The following is a 21658-nucleotide window of genomic DNA, read 5'->3' on the forward strand; positions in this document are numbered from 1 at the left end:
GATTTTTATGGAAGGTATGCGTGTGGAACGGTTTTCGATGGGAATCACCATCTTAAAACACCTTCTTTTCTTCTCCGTGACGGCGAACTTGCTAAGGTTCTGACCAATCATTGGTTTGGAGACCACACTATGCTTGTGTTGAATGAGGATGATACGGCGGATGCGCTGGGTTGGGCTGATCTGATCGGTGCCTTGAAGGATATGTTCGCTTGCGACTGCCAGATGCCGGTCCGGCATCATCATACAGTGGAAGTGCCCGGACGTGCCGATGCGACCCTGCTTTTGATGCCCGCCTGGCTGCCCGGCAAATATTGTGGGGTCAAACTGGTTTCGGTTTTTCCAGACAATCACCTCTCTGGTCTCCCCGCCGTGCAAGGAGGCTATCTGCTGACCTCGGGCCAAACAGGAGTGATGCTGGCTGTTATCGATGGTGGCGTTCTGACGGCACGGCGCACTGCGGCAGCGTCTGCCCTGGCGGCGAGCTATCTGGCGCGGCAAGATGCATCGCATCTGCTGATGGTGGGAACGGGGCGTCTTTCACTTCATCTTATAGAAGCCCATGCTTCCATCAGGCCCCTCACCCGGATTTCCGTCTGGGGCCGCAACTCAGCCAAGGCAGAAGAAACGGCAGCAGCGGCCCGTGCGCTCGGATTTTCCGCTCAGGCAGTGACAGAGATCGAACAGGTTGCGCGGCAGGCAGATATTATTTCCTGCGCCACCCTGTCGACCGATCCGTTGATTAAAGGAGACTGGCTGAAACCTGGTGCCCATGTCGATCTCGTCGGCGGTTTCCGGCCTGCCATGCGCGAGGCGGATGATATGGCAATTCGCAGGGCGCGCGTCTATGTTGATACCCGTGCGGGCGCGATGGCTGAGGCGGGTGATATCGTACAGCCGCTCCAGAATGGCAGTCTGACGGCCGAGCTGATTCAAGGTGAACTCGCGGAGCTTGTCAGAGGCACTGTCGATGGGCGAAAGCACGCAGAGGAAATTACGCTGTTCAAATCCGTTGGCGCTGCGCTAGAAGATCTCGCAGGCGCCATCCTGGCGTATGAAACCATAATGGCCCGGCAGGGACGACTATGAAGGCACGCTCTTTCAAGGAACGGATGCCGATCGGTTGAGCCGATTCCGATTTCCCTGACATACACAGTGATACGCAATTCCATGGCATTCTCTCTTCCTCCTTATCCCGTCAGTGAAATCCTGCCTCCTTTGGCGAAGGCATTGCGAGAGGGAAACCGCGCTGTGCTTTCGGCTCCTCCGGGGGCAGGAAAGACGACACTTGTTCCACTCTATCTGCTTGACCAGCCATGGCGCGGCGACAACCGCATCATTCTGCTGGAGCCAAGGCGGCTGGCCGCGCGTGCTGCAGCGTCCCGCATGGCCTCCCTGATCGGTGAGACTGTCGGTGAAACCGTGGGCTACCGAATGCGGCTCGATAACCGCATCTCCGCCAAGACGCGGATTGAAGTGGTCACGGAGGGCGTATTTGCCCGGATGATTCTGGAGGACCCCGAACTGTCAGGCATTGCCGCCGTGCTGTTTGACGAATTTCACGAACGGTCGCTGGATGCCGATTTCGGCCTGGCGCTGGCATTGGATTGCCAATCCGCCCTGCGCGACGATTTGCGGCTGATCGTTATGTCCGCGACGCTGGATGTGCAGCGGGTGGCAAGCCTGATGCAGGACCCGCCGGTGCTGGAAAGTGCGGGGCGCAGCTTTCCCATCGATATCCGCCACCGCGACCGACCCGGCACCGAGCGGATCGAAGACAGCGTCACCAGTGCCATTCTCGATGCCCATGCCAATGAAAGCGGGTCGATCCTTGCCTTTTTGCCCGGTCAGGCCGAAATCCGCCGCGTGGCGGAGCGGCTGGAAGGCCGTTTGCCAGCAGCAACTTTGATTGCGCCGCTTTATGGCAATCTTTCACAAGGCGAGCAGGATCAGGCCATCAAACCCACCGCACCCGGCACCCGCAAAGTGGTTCTGGCCACATCGATCGCAGAGACATCGATCACCATCGATGGAGTGCGGATCGTTATCGACAGTGGGCTGCAACGCCTGCCGGTCTATGAACCCTCGACGGGTATCACGCGACTGGAAACCACCCGCGTTTCGCGGGCTTCCGCCGACCAGCGGGCCGGACGTGCCGGTCGAACCGAGCCGGGTATCGCCATCCGACTGTGGCATGCCGGTCAAACGGCAGCGATGCCAGCCTTTACCCCGCCGGAAATTCTCGCCAGTGACCTGTCCGGTCTGGTGATGGACATGGCCCATTGGGGTGTGACCGATGCCTCCGCACTATCCTTTATAGACCAACCGCCTGCCGCCGCCTTGAAGGAAGCGCGAAACCTGCTGCTGGCTCTTGGCGCCCTAAATGATCAGGGACATTTGACGGCCAAAGGCAAGATCATGCGTGGCCTTGGCCTGCCGCCGCGGCTAGCCGCCATGGTAATTGCCGCCACAGAAGAGGGACAGGCCAAAACAGCCAGCGAAATCGCCGTCCTGCTGACAGAACAAGGATTGGGTGGAACGGATATCGATTTGGAAGAACGCCTGCGCCGGTTTCGGTCGGACCGCAGCGAGCGGGCCAGTGCAGCGCGCAAGCTGGCGGATCGGTTGACGAAAGACCTGCCGAAACATCAGGCTGCTGCCACCCCGGCGCTGGTCGGAATGCTGCTTTTATATGCCTATCCCGACCGGATCGCGCTGAAACGAGGCGCGCCAGGGCGATATGTGATGGCAAACGGGCGCGGCGCGGAACTGGCGCAAACCGAACGGCTGGCGGCAAGCGATATGCTTGTCATTGCCGATCTGACCGGGCGGGCAGCGCAGGGGCGAATCCTCAGCGCGGCGGAAATCCGCCTTTCCGATATAGAAGAGAGCCTGCCGGCGGCAATCATTCAGGGCGATGAGAGCTTTTTCGACCCGCCAAGCGGCCAGGTCCGGGCGCGGCGCGTCAAGCGGATCGGTGCGATCATTCTGGAGGAAACACCGCTAGGGCGACCCAGTGGCGAAGGTGCCACCAAGGCCCTCGCCGAGGGATTGCGGCAATTGGGCCTCGACCGCCTGAATTTCAGCAAAAATGCCGAGCAATTGCGCCAGCGCATCGGTTTTCTTCACCGCACGCTCGGAACGCCCTGGCCGGATATGAGTGACGAGGCCCTGCTGGATCGGCTTGAGGACTGGTTCATTCCCTTCCAGACCGGTGTGCGCAGCCTTGCCGATATTTCCATGGGCGGGATCATCGATGGGCTGAAGGCGCTGGTGCCTTACGAGGCGCAGCGTGATCTGGACCGGATGGCGCCGACCCATTTTACCGCGCCGACCGGCATGAGCCATCCGATCCAATATGACGGCGACGAGCCGAAGCTGACGATCCGCGTCCAGGAATTGTTCGGCCTGAAAAACCATCCGGCTATTGGCGGTGGACGGTTGCCGCTGCTGCTGGAACTGACGTCGCCAGCGCATCGGCCAATCCAGACGACCCGCGACCTGCCTGTTTTCTGGGCCGGATCATGGAGCGACGTGCGCGCCGACATGCGCGGACGCTATCCCCGCCATCCCTGGCCCGACGACCCTGCTGCTGCTGCCCCCACGACACGGGCCAAACCGCGTGGTACATAGATCCTGCCCGAAGGAGGACGGGCGGGGGAACGTGAATGAGCGCAAAGACGGATATTCGCATGCATTTTGGTACATCCAGCCGCAGATTGCGGCTTGAAACGCTCGTCCGGCTTCGCTGGCTGGCGGTCGCAGGGCAGACCATCACCCTGGCAATTGTCGCGCTGGTTCTGCAATTTCCAATGCCGGTACTGGCCGCAGCCATCCTGATCGGCGCATTAGCAGTTGTGAATTTCCTGCTGCAACTGGCCTTTCCCTCCACCCAGAGACTAGAGCCAATCTGGACACTGGCAATCTTGGCGCTGGACCTTTTCCAGATGGGAGCGCTGCTGTTCATCACCGGCGGGCTGGCCAATCCCTTCGCACCGCTGATCTGCGTACCGGTCATCGTGGTTTTTGCCTCCCAACCGCTGCGCCATTCCATGGCCTTGCTGGGTCTGGCGATGGTCTGCATTTCGGTTCAGGCTTTCACGCCTTTTCCCCTGCCCTGGTATGCCGACTATATTGATCGCGGCGGCCCGGTCATGCTGGTGGCGATCTGGTGCTCGATTGTGTCGATGACCGCCTTTGCTGCTTTCTATGCCTATCGCGTGTCCAAAGAAGCCAACCTTCTGGCCGATGCGCTGGCGGCAACCGAATTGGTGCTGCAAAAGGAAAAGCATCTTTCCCAGCTGGATGGGCTGGCGGCGGCAGCGGCCCATGAATTGGGGACGCCTCTGGCGACGATCAGCGTCGTTGCCAAGGAAATGGAACGGGAATTGGGCAAGGACCCACGATTTGGCGAGGACGTCCAGCTGCTGCGCAGCCAGAGCGAACGTTGCCGTGATATCCTGAAACGGTTGACCACCCTGTCCGCCGAGGATGAGGCGCATATGCGGCAATTGCCGCTCTCGTCGCTGATTGAGGAAGTGATCGCGCCTCACCGGGACTTCGGCATCAAGCTGACGGTGGTAGAGGTTTCGGGCCACGACGGCGAGCCGGTAGGCAACCGCAATCCCGGCATTCTCTACGGGCTTGGCAACCTGATCGAAAACGCCTTGGATTATGCACGGAAACAGGTGATCGTGACCGTGGAGCATGACAACCGTCATGTGACGATCATGATCGAGGATGATGGAGAAGGCTTTGCGCCCGATATCCTGCTGAGAATCGGCGAGCCTTATGTCACCAGCCGCAAAAGCGATGCGCGAGCGGGCGGGCTTGGGCTGGGGTTGTTCATTGCCAAGACCCTGCTGGAGCGTTCCGGCGCTGTCCTGACCTTTGAAAACCGGGGCGCTTCCAGCCCGGGCGCACGGGTAACGGTGCGCTGGCCACGCCGGGAAATGGAAACACCGACAAAGTGACTTTACCGACAGAGGCGAGTGCGCAATAACGCTGCGGACGTTAGAGCGTTTCTGCTCTTCATGGAATCGCAGCAACGCTCTAGCTCTTTGTTTTAGCATTTCCGGACGGAAAACCGGTTTCCTCTTTTCCTGGAAATGCTCTAGGATTGAAAGAACATGACCCAGGATATGCCGATCACCCACGAAGAGGGCGCTGCCGATCTCGGCCCGGACGCCACCTTGTTGATAGTCGATGACGACCAGCCCTTTCTGCGACGGCTGGCTCGCGCCATGGAAACCCGTGGCTTTCAAGTGGATATCGCCTCTTCTGTGGCGGAAGGCATTGCCAAGGCCAAGACCGCAGCACCGAAATATGCGGTGGTCGACCTACGGCTTGGCGATGGCAATGGTCTTGATGTGATCCAGGCAATTCGCGAAAGCCGAACCGACACGCGGATTATCGTGCTGACCGGCTACGGCAATATTGCCACCGCCGTTACCGCCGTCAAACTCGGCGCGGTGGATTATCTGTCGAAACCTGCCGATGCCGACGATGTCTTCAACGCCCTGACCCAGCGTCCGGGCGAAAAGGCCGATGTGCCGGAAAACCCGATGTCTGCCGACCGGGTACGTTGGGAACATATCCAGCGGGTCTATGAGGCCTGCGAGCGCAATGTCTCGGAAACCGCACGGCGGCTGAACATGCACCGCCGCACGCTGCAACGGATTCTGGCCAAGCGCGCACCAAAGTAACACGCGTGCGCCGAAATCATCAGGGCAGAAATTGCGGGGCGGCATCCCATTCGGCCCGCATCAACCGTTGGGCTGCCGCACGCGAAAAAGCCAGCATCACGGATTTGCGGGTGGCGGGAGCAAGCCTGTGTTCCGGTGCATCGCGCAACAGATGCGCACCATAGCCGTCTGAAACGATCAGACCGCAGTCTTGCGGAAAAATCTCCTGGGGCACATCGGGCAGCGTGGCGAAAAACAGCCGGTCACAATGCTGGCGATAGTCCGGCCATTTGCGGTCGACCCGGAAATCCTCGATAGAAGATTTGATCTCGGTAATCCAGATTTCACCCTTATCCGAAACGCTGATCAGGTCGGCGCGTCGGCCGCTGGCCAGCGAAAGCTCCGGCAACACGGCATGGCGCATCTGATCGAGAAGCAATTGCGTGCCACGGCGAATCATTAAGGCACGTTCGGACTGCCTTCCGTCGATTAATGTATTCTTAACGGAAATAGTAAGAATCGTCATAATCTTCTCTTAGCTGGCCCCAAGTCTGTTGCAAAAAAGCCAGTCTTCAGCAATTTGCGAAGCCAGAGACGGCATGGGTCTTCTGTTCCCTTGCAAACTCCACTGTAATCAAAAATATACCACTATCAAAGCTGGTAACACAGATCATTTCCCGCCCGAAAGTCGATGAGCCTCCCATGCGAATCCGCAATGCACTGACCGTGCTCGGTCTATTCTCCACCCTCGCCATCACTGGCTGCTCCACCACGTCGGAAGCCGACAGCAAAAAGACCGCTGAGGCCGCGCCTGTTGTCGCCCCCGCCGCCGTCGAAACAGCACAGATTTTCGATGATTCCTATGGTCCGGTCACGGATGCTGGCTATGCACTGCCAGGCATTCCGATCCAGAAGGTCAATCCGAAGTTCCGCCGCCAGATCATTGCCTTCGACACGACAGAGCGGCCCGGTACGATCATCGTCAACACCAAGGAACGCTTCCTGTATTACGTTCTGCCTAATGGCAAGGCGATCCGCTACGGCATCGGCGTCGGCAAGGACGGCTTCGCCTGGCAGGGTCAGGCCTATGTTGCCTGGAAGCAGGAATGGCCAACCTGGCATCCGCCGAAGGAAATGGCCGTGCGCAAGCCGGAAGTGGCCAAATACGTCGAAAACGGCATGGGCCCCAGCATCAGCAATCCGCTTGGCGCCCGCGCCATGTATCTGTTCAACGACAAGGGCCAGGACACGCTGTTCCGCATCCACGGTTCGCCGGAATGGGCCTCGATCGGCACCGCCGCCTCTTCGGGCTGCATTCGCATGATCAACCAGGACGTTATCGACCTCTACAGCCGCGTCCTGCCGGGCAAGGCCACCAAGGTCATCGTTCAGCAGTCCTGATGTCAGCCAATCGATAGCTTCGACTGAAAAGCCGCCGGATCGCTCCGGCGGCTTTTTTGTTTCACGTGAAAATTTCAGTCCGCTTCGCCGGATCGCACCAGACGCGAAACCGTTTCACTTTTGCTGGAATTGGCGTCTTGCTGGCGCAATTCCGGACACAAAACCGTTTCACACTTTTGCTGGAATTGCTGTGGCCTTCAACTCAAGCCGACGACGGTGCAGAACCGGTTCGGTATAACCGTTCGGCTGTTCCCTGCCCTTCAACACCAGATCGAGTGCCGCCTGAAAAGCGATGGAGGTGTCGAAATCGGCACCCATCGGGCGATAGGCCGAATCACCCGCATTCTGCTTATCGACGATGGCTGCCATGCGTTTCAGCGTTTCGACCACCTGCGTCTCGGTGACAACGCCATGATGCAGCCAGTTGGCCATGTGCTGGGCGGAGATGCGCAGGGTTGCGCGGTCTTCCATCAACCCGACATTGTTGATGTCAGGCACTTTCGAGCAGCCGATGCCCTGGTCGATCCAGCGGACCACATAGCCGAGAATGCCCTGGGCATTGTTATCCAACTCGCGCTGAATTTCTTCCGTTGTCCAATTGGGGCGGGAGGCCACCGGCACCGAGAGAATATCGACGAGCTTGGCCCGTGTCCGGCTTTTCAATCCAGCCTGGACACCCGCGACATCCACTTGATGATAATGAGTGGCATGCAGCGTTGCCGCCGTTGGTGATGGAACCCAGGCAGTATTGGCACCCGCTTTCGGATGGGCGATCTTCTGTTCCAGCATCGCTGCCATCAGGTCCGGCATGGCCCACATGCCCTTGCCGATCTGGGCATGGCCGGACAGGCCGCATTGCAGACCGATATCGACGTTCCAGTTTTCATAAGCCGCAATCCAGGCGGCCTGTTTCATGTCACCCTTGCGGATCATCGGCCCGGCTTCCATCGACGTATGGATTTCGTCGCCGGTGCGGTCGAGGAAGCCGGTATTGATGAACACCACCCGGTCCTTAGCGGCACGGATGCACTCCTTGAGGTTAACCGTGGTACGGCGCTCCTCGTCCATGATTCCCATTTTGATGGTATTGGGTTCCATGCCCAGCGCCTGTTCGACACGGGTGAAGATTTCAACGGCAAAAGCCACTTCTTCCGGCCCATGCATTTTCGGCTTCACCACATACATCGAGCCCTGGCGCGAATTCTGCCGCCGTCCGTTCGGGCCAATATCGTGCAGCGCAATCAGCGCGGTCACCATTGCGTCCATGATCCCTTCCGGCACCTCTGCACCGTCGCGATCCAGAATGGCCGGATTGGTCATCAGATGCCCGACATTGCGAATCAGCATCAGCGACCGGCACGCGACGGTAAAGGGCTTGCCCTGCGGATCGGTGAATTCGAGGTCGGGATTGAGGGCGCGGGTAAAGACATGATCGCCCTTGGCAACCACTTCCTCCAGATCACCCTTCATCAAGCCGAGCCAGTTGGAATAGGCCAGGATCTTGTCCTCGGCATCGACGGCGGCAACCGAATCCTCGCAGTCCATGATGGCGGTAATCGCCGATTCCAGTCTGATATCGTTGATATGCGCCTTATCGGCAGCGCCGATCGCACCCTGCGAGTCAATGCAGATTTCCACATGCAGGCCGTTGCGGCGCAGAAGATAGGACGTCACGCTGTCGTCTTCGCTGAACGTTCCCGCCAGTTGTGAAGGGTCCATCAATCCGGTCTTGTCGCCGGAAGTCAGCGTCACATCGAGATAGCCATTGGCAAGCGCAAGCCCTGCCACATCCGCCCAGCGTCCACCCGCCAGCGGCACGGACTGATCGAGGAAAGCCCGCGCCCAGGCAATAACCTTTTCACCGCGTTTGGGATTATACCCTCTGCCCTTTTCGGCACCGTCAGCCTCGGAGATCGCATCCGTTCCGTAGAGCGCATCGTAAAGCGAACCCCAGCGCGCATTGGCGGCATTCAGGGCATAGCGGGCATTCATCACAGGCACGACAAGCTGCGGGCCGGCAATCGAAGCAATTTCCGCATCGACATTGCTGGTCGTCACGGAGAAATCCGGTCCTTCCGGCAGGAGATAGCCGATATCGCGCAGGAAAGCTTCGTAAGCCGCAAGATCCGAGGGAGCGCCGTTTTGCTTGTACCAATTGTCCAGCTGCGCTTGAAACGCGTCGCGTTTGGCCAGCAGGGCGCGGTTCTTCGGGGCAAGCTCGTGCACGAGGCTGGAGAAATGCTGGAAGAAGGCCTCTGGCTCCACGCCTGTCCCCGGCAAGGCCTCGCTCACCAGAAAATCATAGAGATCCTGCTCGATAGCCAGACCAAACTGTTCGACACGCGCCATTTCAACCTCCTGCGGTCATCCATTCTTCAAGGCGCAAAGCCTGTTCGCGGTGCACTATGCGCCGACGCTATCCAGCCCTGCCACCAGCCGCTTTCGCCGCCCACGCTACCATCCCCGTTCTTGATTGACTGTCAACCGGGCATAAATCTGAAATATCGATGCTAATTTGGGCAAAACAGGAAATAAGCCTTTTGTTGCGCCTGAAAGCATCGTGCAAGACGTGAAAATCGGCACAATCGTTCAGGTGTTTTGAAAAGTCTGAAGCTCCTGTAATGCGCCGTGCAAACCCGCCTCCGTCAGCGCCACCACATGCGGCCCTTCGGTATAGACCAGCAGGCACTCGATCTCTTTTCCCGGATAGAGCGGCTTCAACAGCTCGCGGTAAATGGCAAGCTGGGCCGAATGGGATAGCGGCACTTCACTTTCCTGACGCGGCGGCTGCCGATTGGTCTTGTAATCCAGCAGGATCACTTTCTCCTCCGTGACAGCCATCCGGTCCACCCGCGCCGAGACGGCGCGCTGTTCTGTGCCAAGCCGAATGGTGCCCATCAGCGAAAATTCCGTCTGCGCATGGCTGGAAAACACCTCGCTCAAGGCCGGATGGTCAAGAATAGCCAGAACGCTATCTACCAAGCGGACACGCTCATGGGCGGGCCAGAACCGGGCGGCGCGCTCGCCATAACGGCGGGCTGCGGCCATTCGTTCATCGGCAGGCAGACCCGGCAGCATTTGTAGCATCCGGTGCACCAACCGGCCCTTTTGCAGGGCAAGGCCTGCGTCCTCACCCTTGCTGAACAGCGGTGAGCGCAGCATCAGATCGCCGTCCTCATCATTCACCTCGATCCCCGCCCCGGACGGGCTCAACGGCCGTGGCAGGCGCGGCGGTGGCGGCGCGGGCCGCATTAGCGCCTCTGGCAAGGCTTCCAGCTCCCGTTTTTCCTGGCGTTTTTCCTGGCGTTCGAATCGGCCCGGAACGACGGCATTTTCCCAAAGCAGCCCGGTCCAGTCGCCCTCTGGCCCGCCAAAGCGCTGCTGACGGCACCGCTCCGTGTCCAATTCCAGCGCAGACCAGACCATCTGATGCCAGATTTCGGTCTGCACCTGCTTGCCGCGATAGCCACAGACCACCAGCCGGTCGGCAGCCCGCGTCATGCCGACATAGAGCAGGCGTCGATATTCCTCCTCAATCGCCTGTTTTCGCTTTGCCACGTCCTGCGCGGTCAAGGGATTATCAACCGCCTTCACCGGTACCCAGACCGGGCATTCCGGGGGCTGCGCCTCGGTGTCGATCATCCGGAATTTTGGCAGATGGGTATGGTTGAAGGCTTTGGAGCCGTCATCGACCAGAAACACGATGGGCGCTTCCAGCCCCTTGGAGGCATGAACGGTCATGATGCGCACTTCGCTGCGCTCCTTGTCCTGTTCGCGCTTCACTTCCGGGGCTTCCTGCTCCAGCGTGGTGATAAAGGATTGCAGGCCCGGTAGGCCCGCCTGCTCATGGGACAGAGTAAAGGTCAGGAATTCATCGATGATATCGCTGACCTCACTGCCAAGCCGAGCCAGAAAATCGCGTCGTCCCCCCAAAGGACCAAGCACCCGACCATAGAAATCGTGGGGCAGAAGATCCCGCGCCAAGGCCAGATAGCGATGCAGACGAGCAAGGGCCGCCTGCCATTTTTCCGACCCGGCCTCCGCCAGCCGGGCGATCTCGGCAAAGACCGAGATTTCGCCGCGCCGTGCTGCCACTTCAAACACATCGTCTTCGCTCAAGTTGAACAACGGGCTTTTCAGCAGTGCCGCCAGCGACAGGTCATCGGCGGTGAGCAGCACGAACCGCCCCAGTGCCAGCAGATCCTGCACGGCGATATGGCCGGTCAATCGCAAACGGTCGGCACCGGCCACCGGAATATTGCTGCGCCGCTTCAAGGCTCGCGTCAGCGCATTGACGAAAGCGCCGCGCTTGCGCACCAGAATGAGGATGTCGCCTGCTTCTATGGACCGCTCCACACCCTTTTCCACGATGGTCTCGCGGGCCAGCATGATCTCGATCCGCTGGGCGATCCGCCGCGCCAGCATGGCAGAGGGCGCATTTTCCGGGGTTGCATCGAAGGGGGCGGTCCAATCCTCTTCACTTTCGCTGCCTTCCGGCGCGATCATCTCCCAAACTTCGACTGCGCCGGGATGGCCGATGCGGCTCGACATATGCACCACTGGTTCCGCAACAGCCGAAAGGCCCCTGGCATTCTCGGTGACCGAAAACACCTGATCGACGGCTGACAACACTGCATTGGTGGAGCGGAAGGATAGCGGCAGGCGCACCGCGCTAAAACTTTCGCCGCCACGCGCCACCTCCTGCTCCGTCTCGCGGGCTTCCTGCGAAAACCGTTCCGGCTTTGCACCTTGGAAGGAGTAGATCGATTGCTTCTCATCGCCAACGGCAAAGAAGGTTCGTCGTACCGGACGGGCGCTCAGGCCGGAGAAGAAATCCTCTCGCAGCGAGCGGATCACCGACCATTGTACTGGGCTGGTATCCTGCGCCTCATCGACCAGAATATGGTCGATGCCCTGGTCCAGCTTGTAATGCACCCAGGGGCCGACCGTGCTGCGGGTCAAAAGCTCGGCGGTGCGGGCAATCAGATCCTCGAAATCCAGCTGGCTGCTGCGCTTTTTCAGCTCTTCATAATCATGGTCCAGCCGCTCGGCCAGCGTTAGCGCTGCCCGTGTCGCCTTGAACAGCCGAAACAGCCGCAGGCGTTCGCGGCAGGCGACAACATGGTCGCGGGCCGCAAAGATGGCATCGGACAGATAAGGTGCCGCCTTGTTCATGGCTGCCGCGATCAAGGAGCGGTCGGCTTTTGGTTTATCGGAGCCGGTATAGAAGGCCTCTTCCAGCAATTGCGCCCGGATCAGCGCGTCAGGCTGGCGCACGGCGCGCTCCAGTGTCAGAGCGACGCCCTGCACCAGGGAACCGCCCTTGGTGAGCGCCAGATCGATATAGGTGGAAAGCTGCGGACCGGAGAGAGTTGGAAGCGGCCAATAGGCCTCGGCCCGCGATATCTCGGTTTCTTCAGGCTCCAGGCCCAAGGCGTTGCGCAAAGCACTCTCCACGCCGCCCTTGCGGCGGGCCGTGGCCAGAAAACCACGCACCGCATGGCGGTTGGAAACGATGTCCGACAGCAGGTTTTCCAGCCCGAATTCATCGCCAAGGCTCAACACTTCGGCAAAGGCTTCGGCGAGGTTTGCATCGTCTTCGGCAGCGGTTGCCGTCAAAAGCGACCGGCGGGCATCGGCCAAAAGCACTGACGCGGCGCGGTCGTCCAGCACGGAAAAATGCCCGGCCACATTGGCTTCCAGCGGAAACTGGTGCAGCAGCGCCTCGCAAAAGGCATGGATGGTCTGGATTTTCAAGCCGCCCGGCGTTTCCAGGGCGCGGGCAAACAGCCGTCGCGCCTCGGCAATCTTCATGCGGTCCGGCGGTCGGCGCTCGATGGTTTCAATGCGCCGGGCAAGCTCCTCGTCGGGAAGGGTCGCCCATTCGGCAAGCCGGTCGAACACCCGGTTCGACATTTCCGAAGCAGCGGCCTTTGTATAGGTCAGGCAAAGAATCGAAGAGGGTCGCGCCCCCGCCAGCAGCAGGCGAATCACCCGCTGCGTCAGCACATGGGTCTTTCCGGACCCGGCATTGGCGGAGACCCAGGCGGACCGGGCCGGGTCGGAGGCTAGAGATTGCTGCCGGGTGGTCCAGTCAATGGGATCGTCGCCATCGCGCAGCATGTCCGGATCACTCATCGCCACCGCTCTCCTCTGCCGCTTCTGCGGTGGACCATTCAGCGACGCGGGCCAGATGATCGTAGTCGCCGCTAAAGTCATTCATCATCGCCGGCATCAGCCGCGAGACATAGCCTCGCTCGCCCGATTGCAGAAGGGTAACGAAACGGGTCAGTTGGGCGATGGATTCATGCGCCAGATCCAGTGCCGACTTTGCCTTGTCGCCCTTGCCGGTCAGCTCGTTATTAACCTGATCGGCCTTGAAGCGCCCGCCGGGCCGCAGCCGGACATAGATCAGGTTATCCGGATTCAGCCTTCCGACATCCTTGAAGGCGCCCATAGTCAGAGCAGCAGCTTCCAAAGCTAATTGCGGGTCAAGCAGGCTGCGGGCCTGGGAAACACTGGGGTTAAGACCGGTTTTGTAATCGATGATATCGGCGTGGCCTGCCCGGATATCGATCCGGTCGGCAACACCAGTGAGCCGGATATCGATCTCGCCGAGTTCCACCCCGGCGCGGGCCTCCGTGACCAGCTTGGCAGGATCGCGTTGACGCTGCCAGTCAATGAAAGCGAGGCCAACTTCTGCAAAGCGCTTGCGCCAGACGACGTGGATATGCGGCGGCAGATTTTCTTCGGCAAACAGGGTGTCGGCAATCTCGCTCATTAGCGTCTCAGCATCAGGCCCCAGCTTTTCGGGCATGCGCGCCACGAATTGCTCGACTATCGCATGGTAGAGCGTGCCGCGTTCGGAGGCACCGGGATCGCTGTTGAACGGTTCGACCGGATCGAGCTTCAAAATGCGGCGGGCATAAATCGAATAGGGATCGCGCCTGAGACGCCCGACCTCGCTGAAGGAATAGGTTTTCGGATGCAGATCGGCAGGCGGCTTTGGTTGCGGCCGTTGGGCTGGCGCTTGATCTGCGCCTTTATCGAGCAACTCGGCAAAATGCCGGTATCGCTCCCCTCTGGCTTTCAGCGCTTCAGCAAAATCCTTGCCACCCAGCGCCAGCAGCCTTTGCAGCCAGCGGGAGGCAACGGTGGGGGCCGACCCTTGCCGCAAGGCGCGGCAATAGATCAAGTGGCGGGTGCCGTTGGCCATTTCGAAATCATGGGCAAGCTGGCCGATCTGCCGTTCCGGCGGCTCCAGCCCCATTTCGGTTTTCATGCTGCGTGACAGAAATGGATTATTGGTGGTGGTGCCAGGCCAAGACCCTTCATTCAACCCACCGAGAATCATCGTATCGACGTTTTGCAGCCGCGATTCCAGCGCACCGAAGATGAAGACCCGCGGATGGCGCAGCGATTTCGGTTTGACCGATTCGCTGGCGGTCAGCGCCGCGACAATCTCGATCCATTGCGGACCATCGGCACTCAACTGGCCGTCAGTTTCCATGATTTCGCTGAGCAGCCGCGCCAGAACGGCACCGGCCTCATTGGCCCAAAGGGGGGCAAGATCGCCCGCATCGGTGCGAGCCACAGCCTCCAGCACCTGACCGGTGCGTTCGGCCCATTCTCTCAACGACAAGCGGGTGGTGAAATGGTGGCCATCCGGCTTGGCAACCACATGACCGGCTAGCGGTTCCACCGCCACTGCGACAGCCTCAGCCAGTATCCGTGCCTGCTGCCGGGTCTGTTCGGTAAAAGAACGCCGCCAGGCCGGTGGATGTCGGTCGTCGAACTGGGCGACCACCTGCTCATCGAACAGCGGTGCCAGCGCGGCGATGTCAATGGCACCGGTGCCGCCGCGCAGCGCAATAGCTTCCAGAGCATCAGCGGCGTCGCGATGTCTATCATCAGTCAGGCCAAACCGGGCGAGTGGATGTTTGAGCAAGGAGACGATGGCAACGGGATCGCCGGGCTGCAATACGGCTTCCAGCACCAACACCAGCAACGTACCCTGCGGCGTCGCCGAAAACGGCGTACCCGCCGAATCGTCGGCCTCGATGCCGAACCGAGCGAGTTCTGACGCGACCCGGCGGGCAAGGTTGCGGTCAGGGGTAATCAGCGCGGCGCGGCTCTCGCCACCATCGGCACCGGGCCGCTCCAGGGCAAGCCTGAGGGCAATGGCAATAGCAATCGCCTCTTCCCGCTCGTTGGCCGCCTCGATCAGCGCCACATCGGCAAAGGCGGCCTGAAACCTGTTATCTCCGAATGCCTGCCGCCAGGCCGTCCATTGATCGGTCGCCTTGGCAGGCGATAGCGCCCGGGAGAGAATTTCGCTGCGGTCGGCAAGCTCGGGTTCTGCCTCTTCCAGCACGCCCACATCGTCACGGGTCAGGCCGAGACGGCCCAAAAGCCGGTGCAGGCCGTATTGCGGATGAGTGCGGGCGGTCGGCTCCGGCGGCATGCCGGGAGGCTGTTCACCGCCAACGCTTTGCCACTGGTCATCAGGCATGGCCTTGTCCAACCCCGGCAGCACGATCACCCCCTGAGGCAGACGCGCCACCGCCGCGATCAGCTCGGACGCGGCGGGAATCGAGCCGGTCGAACCAGCAATAATCACCGGATGAGAATCGGACAGTTGACCAACACGGTCGCGCTCGGCACGCAGCAAGGCATTGCGGTGGAGAACCGGCGAAGACCGGTTCAGCTCTTCCAGCCGGGCTGGCCAATAGGCACTGGCAATGCCGAGGAAAGCCAGCGTCAATTGCCACCAGGAGGCAAAATCACGGGCATCGAGCTTGTCGAGATCGGCCCAGTCACGCTCCTCGGTTTCCACCGAATCGATCAGTTCGACCAATGCCCGCGCCAGCCACACGGCATCCGCGGGGCTGGCCGGAGCGACAAGCGGGGTTTCGGTGTGAATGCTCAGCACGATATCCGGCAGCTTGTTGCGCCAGGCAAGAATCAACTGCGCCAGTTCCAGCAGCCGCACCGTATTGCTGATCGGCGGGTTCAACGCAAGCAGCGCCGGGGTCTCGGCGTCGAAATAACTGGCATCGTCCTCGGCTTCGCCTAAGGGCTTGATCATCGGCAGGATCGCGGATTGGCCACCCAGCACCTCAACGAACTGAGCACGCAGCACGCGCACCGCACGCCGGGTCGGCACCAGGATCGTGACCTTGGAGAGAGACAGGGGATCAGCCGGATCATAGCGAAAGCCGGGGGCAAGACGCCCATCGCATAGCGTCTCGGCAATCAGCCGCAGGAAAGGCCGATCCGGCGGAATGGTGAAGATGCGGGCTTGCAGGCTGGACATCAGCTCAAGCGTCCTGCCGGTGGCGGGCCAGCACTGTTTCCGCCTCGTCAATCGCCTCCGGCGTGCCAACCGTCAACCAATGGCCTTCCAGCATCAGGCCGAACAGCCGGCCCTTGGCAATGGCCCGGTCGAAATAGATGTTGAGATTGAAGGCATCCTCTGGTGCATCGTCCAGCAGGGAATGCTCCATGGCCAAGGCCCCGGCATAAACCACCGGATTCGGATCGCCGGGCTGGTAGCGTGTCAGCCTACCATCGGCACCGAGGTTGAAATCATTCTTGCCGTTATGCCCGGTGGTCTGTTCGAGCGTAACGCAGAGCATCAGCATGTCCATCTGTACCGGGTCAAAGGCGTCCCCCAGTCTTTGCAGATTGGTGGGTTGGTCCTTCGGCTCACCGATCCAGAACAGGTCGGCATTCATCACCAGCAGGGGACCGGAAGTGAGATGCCTGATGCCTCTGGCCAGACCGCCGCCATTGTTCATCAGGCCATCGCGCTCATCGGAAATCACGATGCGCGGCTGATCGCGCCCAGTCAGATGCGCCAGCATCTGCTCTGGAAAATGATGGATATTAACCACAGCGGTTTCTACGCCCGCCTGCTGCAAATGATCCAGCGCATAATCCACCAGCGTCTTGCCCGCCACCCGCACCAAGGGCTTCGGCAGGGTTTCGGTGATGGGACGCATTCTTGTGCCGAGCCCTGCGGCCAGCACCATGGCTTGGGAAATCTTCATGGCTCTCGTATCTGTCGGCGATCTGCGTGTATGACGCGTCATCTTTACGAGACACGCTCTATCGCAAATCCCGCCAGAGAGCCACTATCGAAGGACCAGAACCCACTGTTCCAGGGGATGAGGTTCAAGCGCGCGGCAACAGGCCGTGTGTCGAAAGCCAGTCTTTCAAAGGCGTGAGCGCCTCATGCTCCAGCACGCCCGCGAGATAGGTGAGAGTGCGGGGCATATGCTGCATATAGCCGGGCTTGCCATCCCGTTTCATCAGCCGCACCCAAAGCCCGACCAGCTTGCAATTGCGCTGGGCAGCCATAATGGCAAAATCCCGTCGAAAAGCGCTTTCATCAAATCCGGCTTCGGCCTGGCGCAGCGTCAGATAATGCTCAAGCAGGCGCTTTTGTAGCTCCGGCTCGATGGTGACACGCGCATCCTGAACCAGGGAAGCGACGTCATAGGCCGCCGGGCCGATCATCGCATCCTGAAAATCGATCAAGCCGACTCGGGCGATACCCTGCTTCCCTGCCTGCCACAGAAGATTGGGGGAATGGACATCGCGCAGGACCAGACCGCTGCGGTCACTGACCTGGCTAAACATGTCCGACCAAAGCGCGAGATAGGCCTGCCGCTCCTCGTCACTGGGTTGCCGTGCCAGCGTAAAGGGCATGTACCAGTCGAGCAGCAATTCCGTCTCGAACCCCATGGCCGCTGCATCGAAATCGGGAATGCGGTGGATGTGGTCCGGCGAGACAGGAATTTCACGTGAAACATTCTGCCCATGCAGGAAAGCAAGCGCTGCAACCGCCTCCATGTAGCGCTCGGCGACCGGCTGACCCTGTGCATCCAGAATGCCATCCTGACCAAGATCTTCGATCAGCAGAATGCCATCGGGATCACTGGCATAAATCTCCGGAACAGTAAGCCCGGCATCCTTCAACAGCTGATCGATAGCCACGAAAGCACGGTGGTCTTCTGCCAAATGCACGAGTTCCGGGTAGGTCTTGCCGAGACGGATGATCGGTGTGGCCGGTCGTTTGGGGCTGTCCATCACGATACGCTGCGGTTGACCGTCCATCCTTGCCGTTTCATAGGCGCGGTAGTCCGCATCGCCAGTCAGGAAGCGGCGTCTTGCGCCCGCCATACCATTGGCATCGAGGAAGGTGCGGATAGCGAGCACGCGCCTTATTCGTCCCAGCCTGTCTTCAGGCCCAGTGATGGTCAGCTCGCGCCCACCATCCGGGGGAAACCCATAATGCAGGCCGATTGTCGTCTTCGGCAGCCGACCTTCGGCCCGCTCCGGCCATTCAACGAGGCAAATGCCGGTATCCAGCGCCTCATCGAAGCCCAGTTCATCAAGCTCAGAGGCATCGCCCAACCGATAGAGATCGAAATGAGCGGCTGGAATGCGCAATTCGTAGCTTTGGACCAGCGTGAAGGTTGGGCTTGGCACTTCCAGATCGTCGTCATCGGCCAAGGCCCGCAGCAATGCCCGGGCAAGGGTAGACTTTCCCGCTCCGAGATCACCATGCAGGGCAAGACAGTCCCCCGGCTTCAGGGCAAGCGCAAGATCTTCCCCGAGCTGGATCGTCGCCGCCTCATCGGCAAGCGAAACATGAAGCGATGTTGTGGATGCGATCATTCTGCGGCGACGGAATGGACAAGCACACCGGACGGAATTCGGCAAAGAACCGTGGTGCCTTGGTTCGGAACACTGTTGATCGAGACGGTGCCGTTATGCAGATGCACGAAGCTTTCGACAATCGACAGGCCAAGGCCAGCCCCGGTGCGCTTGCCGCCCTTGGCATTTGAGGAAAAGCGCTTGAACACCGATGGCAACATGTCCTCGGGAATGCCGCATCCGGTATCGGAAACCGAAAATACGAAGTCCGCATCTTCGCGCCAGCATTTCAGCACGACCTTGGCGCCTTCGGGCGAGAAGTTCACGGCATTGGTGATGATCTTGATCAGGATCTGCTTCAACCGTTGCTGGTCGGCGACAATGTCGCCCAGATGCGAGGGAGCAAGGATTTCCAGCGTCACGCCGCCTTCTTGCAACCGGTCGGTCATCTGCATCGACACATCGTCCAGAAGGTCGGTGAGATCGATATCCGAATAGGTCAACCGCATGATGCCCGCATCGACTGTGGCAAGGTCGAGAATGTCGTTGACGATGGTCAGCAGCACCGCAGACGAGGTGGAGATATGATCGACATATTCCCCCTGCCGTTCATTGAGCGGACCGATGGCCGACGATTTCAACAGGTCGGTAAAGCCGATAATATTGGTGAGCGGCGAGCGCAGCTCATAGGAAATATGCTGGACGAAATCGTTCTTCAATTCGTCAGCCTTGCGCAGGGCTTCGTTCTTTTCAAGCAGTGCTCGTTCGGCCCGAACGCTGTCGGTAATGTTGACGAAGGTCAGCATCGTCTGGGCGTTGGGCAGCGGGATGACCGCGTAATCCAGCACCAGGCCGGACATCAGCTCAATCGTGCCTTGGCTGGACGGCCGCTCGTCCTCAAAACTGGTAATCATCTTGCCGAAGGCGCGCCAGCCATCTGATTTTTCATAGGAAAGAGCGCAAGCCTCTTCGATGGCGCGGATATGAGTGCCGGGTGCGGCCTGCGTCTCGGTAATGCCCCAAAGCGCCCGGAAAGCCGGATTGGATAGCCGGATTCGGCCATCAGGTCCAAAGACTGCAACGCCTTCGGACAGATGATCGATGGTTTCACCCTGAACCCGGACCAGCGTATTATAGCGGGTTTCGAGATCCACCTGTTCGGTCAGGTTCTCGAACACCCAGGTGGCGCCGCCCTGCGGATGGGCAGAGGCGATGACGCGCAGGGTCTGGCCGTTGGGCAGATGCCAGAGCACGGTCTGGGTGTCGATGGAGCGATAGACGGAAAGAGTATTTTCCTTCCATGCCTTCCAGCTCAACTGTTCCGGCAGCTTGCCTGCGCTGCGCAGCCGGTCCAGCAATTCGGCATGGTCGGGGCGAGATTCGAGGAAAGCCAGATCCAGATCCCAGAGCTGCTGGAAAGCCTGATTGTAGAATTGCAGCCGCCTCTCGCCGTCGAAAATTGCCACGGGCGTTGCCAGATGATCCAGTGTTTCGGCGTGGCTTTTCAGGGTGCGACTCAACTCCTCGCGCAGAGCTTCTTCGCGCGATACGTCGATGGCCATGCCGCAAGAGCCCTTCGGCGTCTTGGTATCGACCACGGAAAAGAACGTTCGGTTGCCATGCACGACGGTGGAAACCGTGTCATGGTAAGGCGAAACCGGCGTTAGCGTGGCGCGGATCTTTTCCCGGGTAATGGTATTGAGGATCTCACGGCTTTCCTGCACGGCCTGATCAGGGGTGAGCGCTTCGACGGCATCGCTATAGGCCTGATTGACCCAGACAAGACGTCCCTCGGAATCGCGCTGCCAGACGGGTTGTTCGACGGATTCCAGCAGGCTTTCGAAGGTTTCGATGGCGGTGGAGAGCCGGGTCTTTTCGATTTTGAGCTCGGCCAGTTCGGCGCGCAGGTTATTGAGCGCTACGAAACGGGCAAAGGCCCGCCCGCCGGAAACACGGCCCTGCACTTCCAGCACCTCGTCGCGGTAGGTCTCGACGATCAGGTCGAAGCTCTGGGCGTTGAAGCGCAGTTTTTCAATGGCATTGTCCAGATCGGCAGCCGAACCGGGCTTCATCCAGCGGCCAAAGGCCAGGAAATCGCCTTCTGTCTGGGGTGCTCCGGTCTCCACGGGCAATTGGCCCAGCTGCTCTGGCTTGGTTTCACCACCGTCCCATATCACGATGCGGCGGTTCTTGTCGGCAATCAGGGCTTGATAACGAGAAATGCGCTGGTTGGCATCCGATAGGGCCGAGCGTATCTCCCGGCTATCCGCCTCGATGCTGTTGCGCTGGCGCACCAGCCAGAGGGTCGAGAGAAGCGTCGCGGAAATCGCGCCAATTACCAGGGAAAGGCCAATCATTTCAGTGGATGAAAACGTGCCGATACCGCCCGCATTCAGTTGCGGTTCCGCAATCGTTTGGGTGAGGGTCTGCGCCAGAGCCGCCTGACAGGCAAGCCCGCCGGCCAGCACTGTGGTGCCGTGCAGCCACCAGCGCGATAAACGCAGAAAGCCACGTTTAGCGATGCCGCTCGCCGCCTCAGCGCCAATCACTCTATCCCTGAAGGCCCCAGATCCGGTGAGCATGGTTTTATCCGCACGTCTCCGTAGGCCGCCCGTCCTTCCCCGTAGGAACGGGTATTTCTTCTGAACCGTCATTTCCGGTCTGTCTCCGTCCACTGTGCCGCAATTCCGACAAGACATCCCCATTTCGCGTGTGCGCATGCCGAATGCATCACCCGAAGGTGACGTCATGCAAACGGCTTTTTGCTTCACGGGGTCATAGGCAGCACGACCGGAAAAATACCCGGTCACCACACACTGCCTGCGCACCTGCGAGGCACACGAATCAAGTGTTAAAACAATACTGTGGATAAGATTTTGAAAAAAGGGGCAAAGAAAAAAAGAAATCGCAGC

Annotated in this window: 12 protein-coding genes; 5 read left to right on the forward strand and 7 right to left on the reverse strand. The window is 59.9% G+C overall.

Annotated elements, in window-relative coordinates:
- Positions 1 to 129 precede the first annotated feature (129 nt).
- From lhpI to ASB66_RS17435, 4 genes are all read left to right on the forward strand, one after another.
- Positions 130 to 1086: a bifunctional Delta(1)-pyrroline-2-carboxylate/Delta(1)-piperideine-2-carboxylate reductase gene (gene lhpI, locus ASB66_RS17420; RefSeq protein WP_060718866.1), complete on the forward strand. Its 957-nt coding sequence runs from the start codon at positions 130 to 132 to the stop codon at positions 1084 to 1086.
- A gap of 81 nt (positions 1087 to 1167) precedes the next feature.
- The gene (gene hrpB / locus ASB66_RS17425; RefSeq protein WP_060718865.1) at positions 1168 to 3630 is read left to right on the forward strand and encodes an ATP-dependent helicase HrpB; all 2463 of its coding nucleotides are present in this window, start codon (positions 1168 to 1170) and stop codon (positions 3628 to 3630) included.
- Between the two features lie 35 nt (positions 3631 to 3665).
- Positions 3666 to 4970 (forward strand): ActS/PrrB/RegB family redox-sensitive histidine kinase, encoded by a 1305-nt coding sequence (locus ASB66_RS17430; RefSeq protein ID WP_060718864.1) that lies wholly within the window; start codon positions 3666 to 3668, stop codon positions 4968 to 4970.
- Between the two features lie 156 nt (positions 4971 to 5126).
- Complete coding sequence (locus ASB66_RS17435; RefSeq protein ID WP_012654549.1) at positions 5127 to 5702, forward strand: ActR/PrrA/RegA family redox response regulator transcription factor; 576 nt, start codon at positions 5127 to 5129, stop codon at positions 5700 to 5702.
- A gap of 19 nt (positions 5703 to 5721) precedes the next feature.
- Here ASB66_RS17435 and ASB66_RS17440 read toward each other — a convergent pair whose 3' ends face one another.
- Positions 5722 to 6207, reverse strand: a complete 486-nt coding sequence (locus ASB66_RS17440) for an MmcB family DNA repair protein (RefSeq protein WP_060718863.1) — start codon at positions 6205 to 6207, stop codon at positions 5722 to 5724.
- 176 nt (positions 6208 to 6383) lie between these two features.
- Here ASB66_RS17440 and ASB66_RS17445 point away from each other — a divergent pair, with 176 nt between their 5' ends.
- Complete coding sequence (locus ASB66_RS17445) at positions 6384 to 7082, forward strand: L,D-transpeptidase (protein WP_060718862.1); 699 nt, start codon at positions 6384 to 6386, stop codon at positions 7080 to 7082.
- A 168-nt stretch (positions 7083 to 7250) separates the two neighbouring features.
- On the opposite strand, the gene ASB66_RS17450 is transcribed toward ASB66_RS17445, so the two are convergent.
- The 6 genes from ASB66_RS17450 to ASB66_RS17475 form a co-directional block, all read right to left on the reverse strand.
- Complete coding sequence (locus tag ASB66_RS17450) at positions 7251 to 9431, reverse strand: malate synthase G (RefSeq protein WP_060718861.1); 2181 nt, start codon at positions 9429 to 9431, stop codon at positions 7251 to 7253.
- A 240-nt stretch (positions 9432 to 9671) separates the two neighbouring features.
- Positions 9672 to 13220, reverse strand: a complete 3549-nt coding sequence (gene addA / locus ASB66_RS17455) for a double-strand break repair helicase AddA (protein ID WP_114386803.1) — start codon at positions 13218 to 13220, stop codon at positions 9672 to 9674.
- A complete protein-coding gene (gene addB / locus ASB66_RS17460; RefSeq protein ID WP_114386805.1) occupies positions 13213 to 16398 on the reverse strand; it encodes a double-strand break repair protein AddB in 3186 nt (1061 codons plus the stop codon). The genes addA and addB overlap by 8 nt, the downstream gene beginning before the upstream one ends.
- A 4-nt stretch (positions 16399 to 16402) precedes the next feature.
- Positions 16403 to 17134 carry a nucleotidyltransferase family protein gene (locus ASB66_RS17465; RefSeq protein WP_060718858.1) on the reverse strand — a complete coding sequence of 244 codons (732 nt, stop codon included), beginning with the start codon at positions 17132 to 17134 and terminating at the stop codon, positions 16403 to 16405.
- A gap of 124 nt (positions 17135 to 17258) precedes the next feature.
- Positions 17259 to 18767, reverse strand: coding sequence for a tRNA (adenosine(37)-N6)-threonylcarbamoyltransferase complex ATPase subunit type 1 TsaE (tsaE, locus tag ASB66_RS17470; RefSeq protein ID WP_060718857.1), 1509 nt, complete (start codon positions 18765 to 18767; stop codon positions 17259 to 17261).
- Positions 18764 to 21328, reverse strand: a complete 2565-nt coding sequence (locus ASB66_RS17475; protein ID WP_081089096.1) for a sensor histidine kinase — start codon at positions 21326 to 21328, stop codon at positions 18764 to 18766. Before ASB66_RS17475 ends, tsaE begins: the two co-directional genes overlap by 4 nt.
- Positions 21329 to 21658: the final 330 nt, after the last annotated feature.

Source organism: Gillisella vitis (assembly GCF_001541345.2).
Lineage (GTDB): Bacteria > Pseudomonadota > Alphaproteobacteria > Rhizobiales > Rhizobiaceae > Allorhizobium > Allorhizobium vitis.